The 14,157-nt window shown below is 36.7% G+C and carries 12 protein-coding genes; 11 read left to right on the top strand and 1 reads right to left on the bottom strand.

All coding sequences use genetic code 11. The features are described 5' to 3' along the window. The first annotated feature begins 45 nt into the window (after window positions 1-45). From BM390_RS05880 to BM390_RS05830, 11 genes are all read left to right on the top strand, one after another. Window positions 46-1,341 carry a uracil-xanthine permease family protein gene (locus BM390_RS05880; RefSeq protein ID WP_062322351.1) on the top strand — a complete coding sequence of 432 codons (1,296 nt, stop codon included), beginning with the start codon at window positions 46-48 and terminating at the stop codon, window positions 1,339-1,341. A gap of 433 nt (window positions 1,342-1,774) precedes the next feature. Next, complete coding sequence (locus tag BM390_RS05875; RefSeq protein WP_062322348.1) at window positions 1,775-2,233, top strand: NUDIX hydrolase; 459 nt, start codon at window positions 1,775-1,777, stop codon at window positions 2,231-2,233. A 14-nt stretch (window positions 2,234-2,247) separates the two neighbouring features. Continuing rightward, complete coding sequence (rapZ, locus tag BM390_RS05870) at window positions 2,248-3,129, top strand: RNase adapter RapZ (protein WP_062322346.1); 882 nt, start codon at window positions 2,248-2,250, stop codon at window positions 3,127-3,129. A 2-nt stretch (window positions 3,130-3,131) separates the two neighbouring features. Next, a complete protein-coding gene (gene mgfK, locus BM390_RS05865; RefSeq protein ID WP_062322344.1) occupies window positions 3,132-4,109 on the top strand; it encodes a gluconeogenesis morphogenetic factor MgfK in 978 nt (325 codons plus the stop codon). A 7-nt stretch (window positions 4,110-4,116) separates the two neighbouring features. Further along, window positions 4,117-5,079, top strand: a complete 963-nt coding sequence (whiA, locus tag BM390_RS05860) for a DNA-binding protein WhiA (protein ID WP_062322341.1) — start codon at window positions 4,117-4,119, stop codon at window positions 5,077-5,079. 70 nt (window positions 5,080-5,149) lie between these two features. Next, window positions 5,150-5,404 carry an HPr family phosphocarrier protein gene (locus BM390_RS05855; protein ID WP_177220639.1) on the top strand — a complete coding sequence of 85 codons (255 nt, stop codon included), beginning with the start codon at window positions 5,150-5,152 and terminating at the stop codon, window positions 5,402-5,404. Window positions 5,405-5,482: 78 nt separating this feature from the next. Beyond that, entirely contained in the window at window positions 5,483-6,385 is a 903-nt protein-coding gene (locus BM390_RS05850) for an ABC transporter ATP-binding protein (RefSeq protein ID WP_089853324.1), read from the top strand. After that, the gene (locus BM390_RS05845) at window positions 6,378-7,643 is read left to right on the top strand and encodes an ABC transporter permease (RefSeq protein ID WP_062322337.1); all 1,266 of its coding nucleotides are present in this window, start codon (window positions 6,378-6,380) and stop codon (window positions 7,641-7,643) included. The genes BM390_RS05850 and BM390_RS05845 overlap by 8 nt, the downstream gene beginning before the upstream one ends. Window positions 7,644-8,101: 458 nt before the next feature. After that, window positions 8,102-9,313, top strand: a complete 1,212-nt coding sequence (locus tag BM390_RS05840) for a metallophosphoesterase family protein (protein WP_062322335.1) — start codon at window positions 8,102-8,104, stop codon at window positions 9,311-9,313. After that, on the top strand, window positions 9,303-12,158 hold the full coding sequence (locus BM390_RS05835; RefSeq protein ID WP_089853320.1) for an AAA family ATPase: 2,856 nt from the start codon (window positions 9,303-9,305) through the stop codon (window positions 12,156-12,158). The genes BM390_RS05840 and BM390_RS05835 overlap by 11 nt, the downstream gene beginning before the upstream one ends. Window positions 12,159-12,226: 68 nt before the next feature. Continuing rightward, window positions 12,227-12,784 (top strand): GbsR/MarR family transcriptional regulator, encoded by a 558-nt coding sequence (locus tag BM390_RS05830; RefSeq protein ID WP_062322329.1) that lies wholly within the window; start codon window positions 12,227-12,229, stop codon window positions 12,782-12,784. A 57-nt stretch (window positions 12,785-12,841) separates the two neighbouring features. Here the strand turns inward: BM390_RS05830 and BM390_RS05825 are convergent, their stop codons facing one another. After that, complete coding sequence (locus BM390_RS05825; RefSeq protein ID WP_062322327.1) at window positions 12,842-14,080, bottom strand: hypothetical protein; 1,239 nt, start codon at window positions 14,078-14,080, stop codon at window positions 12,842-12,844. Window positions 14,081-14,157: the final 77 nt, after the last annotated feature.

Below are 14,157 nucleotides of genomic sequence, written 5' to 3'. Positions count from 1 at the left end.
GAAATATGATTATATTTTAGACTGTACTGATCAGGTGGTGTTAAAATGAGTAATGAATCAGATTTAGATATTATATACGGAATAAATGATCAACCAACTTTGAAAAAAGCTGTTCCTTTAGCTTTTCAGCATATACTGGCTATGTTTGCAGCAAATGCAACACTGCCATTATTAATATCATCAATATTAAATTTATCTGCTGCTCAAACAACGTTATTAATTCAATCAGCTTTACTAATGTCAGGTGTGACAACGCTCATTCAAATTAGTAGAAATAGAGGCATTGGTTCTCGCTTGCCTCTCGTTATGGGCACGAGTAACGCTTTTATATCAACAAGTCTGGCTATTGCAACAGATTTTGGGATTGGTGCTGTATTTGGTGCTGCTTTTATCGGTGGTCTTGTTGAGTTTTTTATAGGTAAATATTTAGACAAATTACAACGGTTTTTTCCACCGCTAGTTAATGCTATCGTTGTACTAACTATAGGTATAACGCTTATACCTGTTGGTATAACCCAAGCAGCAGGTAGTATAAATACAGGTAGTTTAAGGAATTTGTTCGTTGCCTTAGTCGTGCTGATAAGTATTATTATTTTTCATCAAAGTTCACATGTATTTTTAAAATCATCATCAATATTATTGGGGATTGTTGTTGGGTATGTTATGTCATACTTTTTAGGTATGGTAGATTTCTCAGCGATTACACAGACGAGTTGGCTTTCTTTTCCTAAACCTTATCAGTTTCAGTGGAAATTTGAACCTGTAGCTATTTTCTCGATGATCTTTATGTATCTTGCAACCTCTATTGAAACTTTAGGTGATGTCTCAGCACTGACTAGAGGGGCAGAAGGACGAGAACCAACGAATGAAGAGATGTCTGGGGCAATTATGGCTGATGGTCTGTCGAGTAGCTTAGCCTCACTATTTAATTCGTTTCCAAATACATCCTATACTCAAAATGTTGGTGTCGTTAGTTTAACGGGGGTTTTCAGTCGATATATTGTTAAGTTAGGTGCATTTATCTTATTGATATTATCTTTTGTACCAAAGTTTTCTGCTATTATATCGGTTATGCCAGAACCTGTTTTAGGCGGTGCGGCAATAGCTATGTTCTCCATGGTAGCAGTGTCGGGAATATCCCTGATGCAAACAATAAAATTAAATAGTAGAAATATGTTAATTATTGCGATTTCTCTAGGTTTAGGAGTGGGTTTAAATCTTGTACCTGAAGCAACACAACAATTGCCTCTTAACATGCAAATTGTACTTACGTCAGGTGTTGTTCCTGCTGCAGTGACATCTATTATTTTAAATGTTATACTTCCTGAGTCAGATCAGTAAGGGATTGCTGTTGTTTGATATGAAAAAAATGTTGTAAAGTCGTATATTAGCTGATAACTTAAGTGAGCTAAAGTAATATCGTACACTTATAGTGCTTATTTGATTAAATAATTTACCTGTTCTTAATCTCACTGTAATCAAACTGCAAAACAAGTGGGGTATACTATAATTAAGTAATTAACCCCCCTTTTAATATACGAAAATGATTGGCGCAGTATATGAGCTTTTGCTTATATTCTGCGTCTTTTTTTTGTGGATTTTTTTCTTGAATGTACCAAGATGGCCTGTCGTTTTTTTGGGTTAAGATATTTAATATGCTACAGTTAAAAGTTAACGTAAGAGAGAATTGAATTTTTTAAGTGGAAACAATCGATTGCGACTGTAAGTTTTGCTATAATGAAGAAAGAGTGTTAAAAGGAAGTGAGTGAACAATATGCAGCGTGTCACTAATTGTTTAATTATAGATCAGGATAAAGTTCTGTTACTAAAAAAACCACGTTATGGTTGGTATGCGATGCCAGGTGGAAAAATGGAACCGCATGAAACTGTTCAAGAAGCAGTGATAAGAGAAGTGTATGAAGAGACAGGTTTAAAAATAACGAACCCGAAAATTATGAGTATTGCTAACATAAATAAACCATCGGCTAAACCACCAAAAGATGACTGGATGATGTTTACTTTTGTCGTGAAAGGCTATGAGGGGACGCTTGTAGAAGAGTGTCCAGAAGGTGAGTTAGAATGGATTGATCTTAATGACGTATCAATAATTCCTACAGCCCCGAGCGATCGGATTATTCATGATTATACGCTGAAACAAGATCGCATCCTTTATGCGCAATTTGAGCTAGATGAAAAGGATCAATTAATCAGCTTTAAAACCCAAGACAATTAGAGGAGGCAAAAGAGATGACGAATCCAAAGGAAACATCACTTGTTATTATTACAGGTATGAGTGGCGCTGGTAAAACTGTAGCGGTTCAAAGTTTTGAAGATTTAGGTTACTACTGTGTCGATAACTTGCCACCTGCTTTATTACCAAAGTTCTTAGAATTAATGAAAGATGCGTCGAATAACATCAATAAAGTTGCACTTGTGATTGATTTACGAGGGCGCGAATTTTTTGATACTTTATTTGAAAGTTTAGATACGCTCTCAGACTTAACCTGGATTGATGAGCATATATTATTTTTAGATGCCCAAGATCAAACACTTGTGTCTCGCTACAAAGAAACGAGACGCTCTCACCCGCTTTCACCAAAGGGTTTACCGTTAGAGGGGATTAAAAAGGAACGCCAATTGTTAAGTGAACTACGTGGGCGTGCTCAACACTTTATTGAAACAACGAATTTGAAACCGAAGGAATTGCGCGAAAAAATCGTGCAAAAGTATGGAGAGCTTGAGCAAAAAATCTTCTCTGTTCATACAATGTCATTTGGGTTTAAATATGGAATGCCAATTGATGCTGATTTAGTTTTTGATGTGCGCTTTTTACCAAATCCACATTATGTGGAACACTTGCAGCCTCAAACTGGATTAAATTCTGACGTGCGGGATTATGTATTTAAATGGGCAGAAACACAAAAGTTTGTCGATAAGTGGTTAGACTTGCTTAGTTTTATGCTTCCCCAGTATAAAAAAGAAGGTAAGTCTCAGCTCGTCATTGCCATCGGCTGTACTGGCGGCCAACACCGTTCAGTGGCTCTAGCAGAACATGTCGCTAAATACTTCTCAGATCAATATACGACGCATGTTTCCCACCGTGATATTGATAAGCGGAAAGGGCATTAAAGATGGAAGAACATCTAAAGAAAGTAACGGTCCTAGGTGGTGGCACAGGTATGCCAGTTATTTTACGTGGATTGAAGAAATACCCGATTGATTTATCAGCCATTGTAACTGTCGCAGATGATGGGGGATCATCTGGACGGTTACGAACAGAAATGTCCATGCCAGCACCAGGAGATATTCGAAATGTTATTGCCGCTTTATCTGAAGTTGAACCGATGATGGGAGCTCTACTCCAGCATCGATTTGATTTAGGTGAAGAAGGCTTAAAAGGACACTCTATGGGTAATTTAATCTTAGCGGCAATGACAGCTGTCACAGGAGATTTTTACTTAGGAATTAAAGAAATTGAAAAGGTCTTTAACGTGAAAGGTCAAATCTATCCTGTTGCCAATCAAAACTTATTTCTTAGCGCAGAAATGAAAGACGGTGAGATTGTTGTTGGTGAGTCAAATATTCCAAAGGCTAATAAGCCGATTCACCGGGTCTTTTTAGAACCAGAAACAGCTGAACCGCTCCCGGAAGCAATGGAAGCGATTATCGCTTCAGACCTTATCGTTATTTCACCAGGGAGTTTATACACGAGTACGTTACCGAATTTAATCGTTCCGCAAGTAGCAGATGCTTTAAGACGCACAGATGCAGAGGTTGTCTATGTTTGTAACGTGATGACTCAAAGTGGGGAAACTGATGGCTTTACCGCATATGACCACGCCAGGGTCATACTAGAACATGTAGGTGAAGGTGTGATAGATACAATCTTGGTTCATAGTGAAGGGTTTAGTCAAGATATACTAGATCGTTATTTAGAAGAACAGGCAAAGCCAGTCGTCTATGATAAAGAACGATTAGAAACGCTTGGTTTAGAAATAATTGAAGGAAATATTATTACTGATCACGATCATGTCTTGCGACATGATAAAGATAAAGTCGCAAAAATATTATGCGGCCTTATTGGTATTTGTGATCCATTAGAAAGGTGAATGTCTTATGTCTTTTGCTTCAGAAATCAAAAAAGAGCTGACGCAAATTGATAACAATGATTGTTGTAAAGAAGCTGAACTTGCCGCCTTGATTCGAATGAATGGTGCCGTATCTATTGCTCGAATGACGTATGTCCTTGATGTTCAGACGGAAAATGCTGCGATTGCTAGACGTATTTACACACTCATAAAATCATTGTATCCACATCCTATCAAATTGCTTGTACGTAAAAAAATGAAATTGAAAAAAAACAATGTCTACATTGTAAGAATAGAAGAAGGCGCAAAAGATATTTTATTAGATTTAGCGATTTTAAAAGAACCATTTACCTTCGTTCGAACAATTTCTAAACAGTACTTAAAGAAAACGTGTTGTAAACGGGCCTACTTACGTGGCGCCTTTCTTGCGGGAGGGTCAATTAATAATCCAGAAACATCTTCGTATCACTTAGAAATTGCCAATAGTTATGAAGAACATAATGATGCTTTGCAAAAATTGATGAACGGCTTCGATTTACATGCGCGTACACTTGAACGTCGTAACGGATATATTACCTATATTAAAGAAGCTGAAAAAATCACCGAGTTTTTAAATTATATTGGTGCACATCATGCGCTATTTAAGTTTGAAGATGTTCGTATTATTCGGGATATGCGTAATTCAGTTAACCGCTTAGTGAACTGTGAGACGGCTAACCTAAACAAAACGATTGGAGCAGCCTTTAGACAAGTCGAAAATATACGCTTTATTGAAAGAACCGTCGGTCTAGAAGCCCTACCTGATAAGTTAAAAGAAATTGCAAGACTAAGAGTTGACCACCAAGAAGTCTCGTTAAAAGAATTAGGAGAACTTGTTAGTGGATCACCCATCAGTAAATCAGGTGTCAATCACCGTTTAAAGAAGATTGATCAATTTGCTGATCAATTACGTGGAGAGTATCCGATTCAAAAACAGTCCGAAACTCACTAACATAAGTTACAATAAATAGCGTATAATGAAACTGTTGTAAAAATAATTGATTCTTTGTCTAAAGGAGCGAGTGGTTATGAAGTGTATTGTAAATGTCAATCCTGGTCTTCAAGCGAGTCCAGCATCCAGCTTTGTTCAAACAGCGAATCGGTTTTCATCGGAAATTTACTTAACGAAAGGTGAACGACGTGTGAATGCGAAAAGCATTATGGGTCTGTTAAGTTTAGCGATTGCTAAAGGTGATACTATTGAACTAAAAGCAACAGGTGGCGACAGTGATGAAGCTATCCAAGCACTCGGCGATTTTTTACGACAAGACAACTAACCCCAAGACTAAAAGCAACAATACCACTAGAGGTACTGTTGCTTTTTATAATAAATGGGTAGTAGAGGAGGAAATACAATGGCATTACATATTAATAATGTGACGAAACAATTCGGTACGTTTACAGCCGTGGATGATTTATCCATTACAATCAATGAAAATCAAATTTTTGGCTTTCTTGGCGCAAATGGTGCAGGTAAAACCACCACTTTTAGAATGATTTTAGGATTGATTGATGAAACAAAGGGTAATATCAGTTGGGATGGCCGTCAAATTGATTACAGTATCACTGATTCAATTGGGTACTTACCAGAAGAACGTGGGCTGTATCCGAAGATGCAAGTAAAAGAACAAATGATTTATCTGGGACGGTTGAGAGGGATGGAAAAAAAGTCAATCATTAAAGAATTAGATTACTGGTTAGATAGATTTAAAATTCCTGATTATAAAGAGAAAAAAGTAGAAGAATTATCAAAAGGGAATCAACAAAAGATTCAATTTATCTCAGCGGTCATTAATCAGCCTAAATTACTTATTTTAGATGAACCGTTCTCAGGACTTGATCCAGTCAATGTAGAATTATTAAAAGAAGCAGTTATTGAGCTGAAAGATAAAGGGACAACCATTGTCTTTTCATCTCATCAAATGTCGACGGTAGAAGAACTCTGTGAATCGCTCTGTATTATGGTTAAAGGTAAGCCTGTTGTTCAAGGGGCACTAAAAGATATTAAGCGCCAATTCGGCAAGAAAAACGTCTTAATTCACGCAGATATGGATTTGAATTTCTTAAAAGAGGTTCCTGGTGTTGTAAAATATGCTGAAACGGCAGAAGGATGTCGCTTACAGATTAATGATGAAGTCGTTTCACAAGCCATTCTAAAAGAACTCATCGTGCGTGATGGTTTTATCAAGCGGTTTGATTTACTCGAACCATCTTTAAATGACATCTTTATTGAGAAAGTTGGTGAGTCTTATGAATAAATTTTGGGTCGTTTTATCACAAACATATATGACACGATTTAAATCAAAATCTTTCAAAATAACTACGGCATTATTTTTAGTATTTATTCTTGCGATTGGTAATATTGACCGTATTATTGAACTATTTAATTCTGATGAAGAACCATCAGTCACGACGGTGGCAGTTGTTGATGAGACAAATCTTTATGGCGATTACTTATCTAATATGGAAAGTCAAACACTGCAATATGACGTGACTACAGAAAGTGTCGCGTCATTAAATGAATCGGTATTAGAAGGTGAAATTGATGGTGTATTAACCTTATCAAATGATGAGTCTCAACCATTCACCGCGACACTTCGCTTAGAAGATGTCTTAAATAATAGTATTGAATATGAAGTAAATGAACTTCTGCAGCAACTAAAAGTAATGGTGATGACTGAGGAATCGGGTATTGATGGTGAAGTCTTGAAGTCTATCTATTCACCCGTGTCATTCCAATTAGAAGCTATTGAAAAAGCAGATGGTACGACATCAAAAACTGAAGAAGAAATAAGCGGCGCACGCGGGCTTGTCTATGTAATGCTATTCTTGTTATACTTTGCGGTTATTACGTATGGTCAAATGATTGCGACTGATATCGCGAATGAAAAAACATCACGAGTTATGGAGATATTAATCTCAAGTTCCAGTCCAGTTTCACAAATGTTTGCGAAGATTATTGGGATTGCTTTACTTGGTTTAACGCAAATCTCGATACTTATTGCGACAGGATTCTTTGTGATTCAAACACGTGCAAGTGACTTTGAGGGTGATTTCTTTGAAGTTTTCGGTTTTAGTGATATTGATGTGTCCGTTTATGTTTATGCGCTTGTCTTTTTCTTACTCGGGTACTTATTATATGCGACATTGTCAGCAATGCTTGGCTCACTGGTTAGTCGAATGGAAGACGTTGGTCAGTTAATGTTCCCAGTGATTATTTTAATCGTTATTGCCTTTATGGTATCGATGTTTGGATTAGAATCACCGGAATCAACGTTAGTTACGGTGATGTCTTATATCCCATTCTTTAGTCCACTGGTGATGTTTTTACGGGTAGGGCTTCTCGGCATTCCTTTTTATGAAGTTATGTTAAGCATTGGTATTTTACTAGTAACAATTTTCATTCTTGGTTATGTCGGCGCAAAAGTATACCGTGGTGGTGTATTAATGTACGGCGGTGGATTTAAGTTGAAAGATTTAAAACAAGTCATGCATTTAAGTAAGAAGAGCAAATAGTAAAAAATATAAATAAGTGCGTTCTCTGTAACTCAATAAAGAGAACGCACTTATTTTTTCATGTCATGAAATATGTGCTCATCATTTAGGGACAACCCAAATAATAAATGACGTCTGAAAGCAAAGTTGAGCATTGGAATATGGGTCAACGATTATGCCAACATGAGGGACGCCATTGTGGTCATTGCTTAAGGGGGAGAGATTAATTTAATAATGTAATATTTAAAGTTTTAAATATGATCGATAAAAGTAGTAAAGCGATATATTTAAACCATAGTGTTTTTAACGCTTCAAATAAATAATGGAGGATTTATATGCATAAACGAAGTGTACGTTAAGTCAATCAATGGTGTTCGAAAAATTAACAGTATGCATACTAAATTAATGGCAGGAATGAATGGGAGAAACGTGCGTTCTCTGTTAAAATAAAAGAAGTAATAAGAAAGTTGGTGAAAAGGATGAAAGAAACGATTCGCTTTATCCATAGTGCTGATTTACATTTGGATCGACCGTTTGTTGGTTTATCTAAACTCGGACATAAACAAGTAGAAAAAATGAAACATAGCGCTTTTTTAGCACTGAACCGATTAGTTGAGTTAGCGATTACAAAAAAGGTTCATTTTGTGGTCATTGTTGGAGATATATTCGATCAAGCAAGTACGACTATTTTTGCTGAAGTGAAATTTAAGCAAGCACTAGAAAAATTAAATCAGCACAGCATCCATGTTTATCTTTCTTTTGGTAACCATGACTATCATCAAACAGGCGAGATGACGTTTGATTATTTAGAACATGTGCACGTATTTAATCAGCAACAGATCTCATCATTTACATATAGAAATTCATCAGGAACCACGGTTCAACTACAAGGATTCAGCTATGAAACACGTCATGTGACAGATGATCTTTCTCGTGGTTTTTCAATCGATCATACATGTGATTATCAAGTAGGTATGCTGCATGGTAGTGTTGGGGCATCAACTGAACATGAAACATATGCGCCATTTCAACTAGACTGGTTAAAATCACTTGGTTTTGACTACTTTGCACTTGGTCATATTCATAAACGACAAGTACTCAGCGATAACCCACCCGTTGTTTATTCAGGTAATATTCAAGGGGGTTCAAAAAAAGAAACAGGTGAGAAAGGATGCTTCTTAGTTGAACTAACAGAGACTGGCACAGTTTTTACCTTCCACTCACTTCAAAGTGTATGTTTTGAGACACTCGAAATAGATGGTGCCTCTATTTATACGGTTGATGACCTTATTCATACGTTACGGGAGTGTTTAGAAAAGCAGGATGCAGAGTCGATGTTAGCTATTGAGATTTATCATCCCACGGATACATTGATATCATTGTATCACGCACAAGGTTTTAATGACGTACTTCAGTTACTAAATGAGGAAAATGATGATCAAAGTTATTTCATAGACCTTGTGGTTAAACAGCCGCCTGTCACATTACATAAGCACGATCCTTTCTTTCAAACGTTAACGCATCAGTTTAAGGAAGCAAGCGATGTGTCATATGTCGATGAGTTGTTCCAACATCAACGAGCTAGACGATTCCTAGATGCACTAACAAAGGATGAATTAGCTTCTGCTTCGGATGAGGCTTTTCATTATCTGTATTACCAACTGATTGGGGGTAACGTACATGAGGATTAACACATTTACTATCTATCAGTTCGGAAAATTAGTCAATAAAACATATGAGATAAATCGTGAGAGCTTAATTGTGATTAGTGGTCAAAATGAATCAGGTAAAACACACGTGCGGTACTTTCTGACGTATATGCTCGTGGGCCTCACAAAACAAGAGTTAGAACGATTTAATTATCAACCGAATCATTTCTTTGGTGGCGAATTAACCATTCAATGTGACGATAAAGTCTTTACCTTATATCGAACGGATAAGTTAAACCATCAATTACTCGTTAAAGATGAACAAGAGAATGACATCCCAATGGATGTGTTTAGTCAATACGTTCAACGAGTCAACCGAGAATTCTTTGACCGTATTTTTCATTTTGATGTGTTGTCCATTCAAAAAGAACAGACAGATTCGCCGGAACAATTAGGTGACTTATTGTTATCTCTTAGTATGTCAGGGACTGATGCGATTGAACGGACCGAAAAAAAATTAAAGAAAGCACTTGAGCGCCTGTTTAAAAAGGCTGGCACGAATCCTGAGTTAAACCAACAACTCAAAACATTAGAATCGATGGAGAAACAGCTAAAAGAACTAAAAGAAAAAGAATCAGGTTATCACGTGCTTGAACAAGACATCAAAGAAATAGAAAAGTCAATCGACCAATTACATGATGATATCGATGAAGTTAAACAACAGCTCTTTTTTTATCAGACATATCAACAACTGTATCACATCATTGAAAATTACCAAGTAGCAAATCGTTACCTCTTAGAGCATAGTAAGCCACACGTAAAGCGAGAAATAAATAAAGCTGACGTCATAGCCTGGCATGAAAAGAAACGTGATCTATTACAACAAGTGTCCTATCAACAACAACTGATTGAACGTAAAAAGGAAAAAATAAAAGACAGTCAAACACGCTTGGGAGAAGCCTCATTTTATCAATTTTTATCAACCATTAACGATCATGAATCATACTGGCGTGAACAGCATCACATATTTTTACAAACAAAGACAGAGCTTGACCGTGTCATGACAGCTATACAGGACGAAAAGAGAAACATAGGCTTACAACTGGATGATGAGATGGTCCAACAGTTAGCTTTACCTAAAGAAAATGTTGCTGAATTGGACACAATGACAACGCTGTATAAAGAACTAGATGACGATCTAACATCTAAACAAGCGGAACTGGAATTACTGCTAAGTGAGGGAGATAGTCTTTCGTACGAACGGCATCAATTAGAAGAGGCGCTATTAAATGATTATGAGCGTCAGGATATAGAAGATGCTATCGAATCATTAAAGCGTAAGCATGACAGGGCTATTACACCTAAGCAGTTACTACCGGTATTTAGTCTTGCCTCGGGTGTCTTAATTATGACCTTCATTGCTCTTTATGTGATGAATAGCTTTCAACCATTCATTATTATCGGTTTAATGATGGTATATATGATTAGTTTAGTTAGTCTGATATATGTGAAGCAACGACCTAAGGTGTCAGCTAGAGAAGTACCAACACAACAAGAAGAAAATCAGTTACAGCACTATTATCAGGTTTTAACTAGGGATGAAACGGCTAAAAGAAAAAGAGATGAGTTAACACGTGATTGGCTAATTTTTACGAGAGATGTGGAGGTAAAAGAAAAAGAAATAAAGAAACAAAAAGAACGAAAAACACATGTTTCTCGAAATATAGATAGATTTAAAGGCCGATATCCGTTTCTTAGTCACGTAGTTGAACCTAGGTATAGTGCAGTGTTGGCAAGTGTCTATCAGTTAAAGTGTCTTTTAGAGGAAAAAGCTACATTAATAACATCACTAACATTGCGTGAAGAAAAGCTTAAACAGTTTAAACAATCAATAATTGATCAGTGTGACATTACCGAACAAACCTCAATGGAAGGCATGCTGAAGCTAGTACGTCATCAATATGATGAACATAAACATGCCCGCGAGCGTCATACTGAATTAACCGAAGAATTACGAGGGTTAGAAGATGAGGCTCAACAAATAGAAGCGACATTAATGCCAGTTGTTGATGCGTTAGCTGAGGCATATGATGCCTATCATGTGAAGGATTTTGAAGCTTTTATTGCTCAACATGAAAAAGTCATACACTATAAAGAAATGATACAACAAAAAAGTGAGATGAAACAAAAGTTAGAGCTACGTTTTTCGCCTCGTGCGTTAAAGTCTATTTTTTCTGAACCACTGATAAATGAACGGTTACTGAAAGAGTACCTCGATGAACATGAGGATAAGAAGCAACGACTTGATGATGCACACATGTCGATAATGAAACAACTGGCCACGTTGAAAGCGGAAAAGCAACAAATGGAGTCCTCGACAAGTTACCGGGATTTACACTATCAATTCCAAATGAAACGAGAGGCGTTTAATCAACAAGCAAATGAGTGGCTAATGTATAAAATAAGTTATGAACAACTGCTTAAAACAAAGCGATTGTTTCAAGCATCGATGCTGCCTGGTATTTTAGATAAAGCAAGCGAGGTCTTTAGGGCGGTAACCAACAATCGCTATCACTCGATTGATTATGACGATGTGTCCAAGCAACTATTTGTGACGCATGGACAAGGTCAGTTGGTTGCCATGGAATTATCACAAGGCACACTAGATCAGCTAGTGATTGCGATTCGGTTAGGAGTCGCGATGGTTTTAAATCAATCCATTGATTTGCCATTTATTATTGATGATAGTTTCGTTCATTTTGATGAAGGACGTAAAAAACGGTTGCTTGATTATTTAAGTCAAGAACAGCGTCAAAGTTTTTATTTCACGACAGCACCTAAAGAGCGACTAACCGATTACCAAGTCATTGACTTAGAAGTCGAATAGTATCTTTTCAAGAAGTAGAAGTCATGATAAGATGGTACATTGATAGCGCGTGATGGGAGAGAAGTATAATGGAAGGAAAAGATGAGCAAAGAATACATGAAGCGTATGAAGAAACCATTGATAAATTTATTCAAATGATTGCGAAAAACATGAGTCTTTATGGTATTACACCCTCAATTGGACGGTTATATGGGAAGATTTATTTCAATGATGCACCGATGACATTAGATGATATGCGTGAAGCACTTGAAATGAGCAAAACCAGTATGTCAACAGGTGTAAGAGCGTTAACAGAGATGAAAATGGTAGAACCGGCGTTTAAAAAAGGCGTTAGAAAAGATTTGTACAAGTCCGAGGAAAACTGGTATAAATCTTTTACAACACTGTTTGGTAATCGTTGGCGCCATTACACAGAGACAAATATTGAAGAAGCTGATGAAGCAGTTGAAGCGTTACTTAAAATTAAAGAACAAACAACGGATGACGTATTTATTGAAAGAATTGAACATGATATTGAGCGACTAAGCTATGCGAAAAATTATTATAAGTGGCTGATGCGTTTTATTCAGGTCGTCGAATCAGGAGAAATATTTGATTATATTCCAAAAGAAGAACAGTCGGAGTGACTGTTCTTCTTTTTATGAAATATTAACGAGTGATTAAAAAGTAGAATTAAATGCTTGCTACTCTCGGTAGTAGGCCATTTCTTCATTTTCATATCGACTATCAAAGTAATCGACAAGGTGGATTAAGTACCCTTCCGCTGTTTGAGGCGCTCTGACAGCAGACCCCCACTCAGGTAGGCCGTGGTGACATAAGATGCAGTGATTGATTTGATGAATATGTGATAAGGGTAAAGGTGTTTTTAATTGACCAAGCATCTGTTGTAGTAGCATGACACCATAAGGAATGTGACCGACTAAGACACCTATAGGATCCATTTCTATTCCGCCTTGTGCGCGGGAATCTAGTTCTTTTTTATCTGCGTGGGGATAAAGAAAATCAAACGCTTGATAACTTTTTCCTGCATAATCATATTCTAATAATTTACCTAAGTCATGATAAAGAATAGACGTATATAAAGTGTTAAAGTTTATTGACGCTTGATCAAGACTCACTAATTGATTCAACATTTTATATAAATGATCAAGTGTATCTTGCCAAACAGGACGTTTTCGTTCTGTTTTTTCTTTTTTTGCCTCCGCATAAACTTCGTGCTTATATACTTTTTCAACAACCGCAATGAGATAAAGTAAGGCTTCGACAGGTCCTTTTTCGTGGTGTTGGATATAGTAAGTAAACCGCATTAAACCCGTCGTATGTTTAATCAGCCCGCCAATGTAGTTATGGTGAAACCCTTTAGCGGCAGGGGCGAGTAAAAAATCATCCCAAAAATAACGTAATGTTTCAAGGGCAAGTGTCTTGTATCGCTCATTTAACGTTGTTAAATAGAAAACGAGTTCTTCTGCAATCTCTTTTAAATCAAGTTTAGGAAAAGGGAGCAAGGTAAATGGTTCGATAGCTTGCTCCACTGGGGCAAGGTGGTTAATAGTCAAAGATTTATTTTGATTGTATTCATCAACGACTGCTGTGACATCAAAGACACGATGTTTTTCTAGTAATGGAAGCGTTTGTTTGATAGCCCCTTGATTATCCCACATTTTTGCCCGGTACATCCCATTTTGATTACTAAAGGTGAGAGTAAGATACTCTTTATTTGTTTTTGTTAGTCTCACGTCGTAATCGTTAAGTAATAAGCGTTCATGAACTTTTGCGCCAGCTTCAAAATGATCAAGAATGAAGGTTGCTTCAGCATCTTTTATTTCAGGGAAGGTTAAAGATTGAATGATATTACCTACTTCGTCATTAAGATCAATTGAATAAGCAATTTTTGAATAGAAATAGTCAATCGTACGTGTCATAGAGTCACTTCCTTTTATATATCGTTATGTTCATCTTATCAGAATTGTTTTGGGTATGCCATAGAGTATGACATTTG

Source organism: Halolactibacillus miurensis (assembly GCF_900116255.1).
Classification (GTDB): Bacteria; Bacillota; Bacilli; order Bacillales; family Amphibacillaceae; genus Halolactibacillus; species Halolactibacillus miurensis.
Note: the sequence above shows the minus strand (reverse complement) of the source record. Positions and strands in the feature narration are given on the sequence as shown.

Bases quoted from the DNA above. Each gene is read 5' to 3' on its own strand.
- BM390_RS05875 (WP_062322348.1), top strand. From the start codon at position 1,775: ATGCAGCGTGTCACTAATTGTTTAATTATAGATCAGGATAAAGTTCTG.
- BM390_RS05825 (WP_062322327.1), bottom strand. From the start codon at position 14,080: ATGACACGTACGATTGACTATTTCTATTCAAAAATTGCTTATTCAATT.
- BM390_RS05830 (WP_062322329.1), top strand. From the start codon at position 12,227: ATGGAAGGAAAAGATGAGCAAAGAATACATGAAGCGTATGAAGAAACC.
- BM390_RS05835 (WP_089853320.1), top strand. From the start codon at position 9,303: ATGAGGATTAACACATTTACTATCTATCAGTTCGGAAAATTAGTCAAT.
- rapZ (WP_062322346.1), top strand. From the start codon at position 2,248: ATGACGAATCCAAAGGAAACATCACTTGTTATTATTACAGGTATGAGT.
- BM390_RS05840 (WP_062322335.1), top strand. From the start codon at position 8,102: ATGAAAGAAACGATTCGCTTTATCCATAGTGCTGATTTACATTTGGAT.
- BM390_RS05880 (WP_062322351.1), top strand. From the start codon at position 46: ATGAGTAATGAATCAGATTTAGATATTATATACGGAATAAATGATCAA.
- whiA (WP_062322341.1), top strand. From the start codon at position 4,117: ATGTCTTTTGCTTCAGAAATCAAAAAAGAGCTGACGCAAATTGATAAC.
- BM390_RS05850 (WP_089853324.1), top strand. From the start codon at position 5,483: ATGGCATTACATATTAATAATGTGACGAAACAATTCGGTACGTTTACA.
- BM390_RS05845 (WP_062322337.1), top strand. From the start codon at position 6,378: ATGAATAAATTTTGGGTCGTTTTATCACAAACATATATGACACGATTT.
- mgfK (WP_062322344.1), top strand. From the start codon at position 3,132: ATGGAAGAACATCTAAAGAAAGTAACGGTCCTAGGTGGTGGCACAGGT.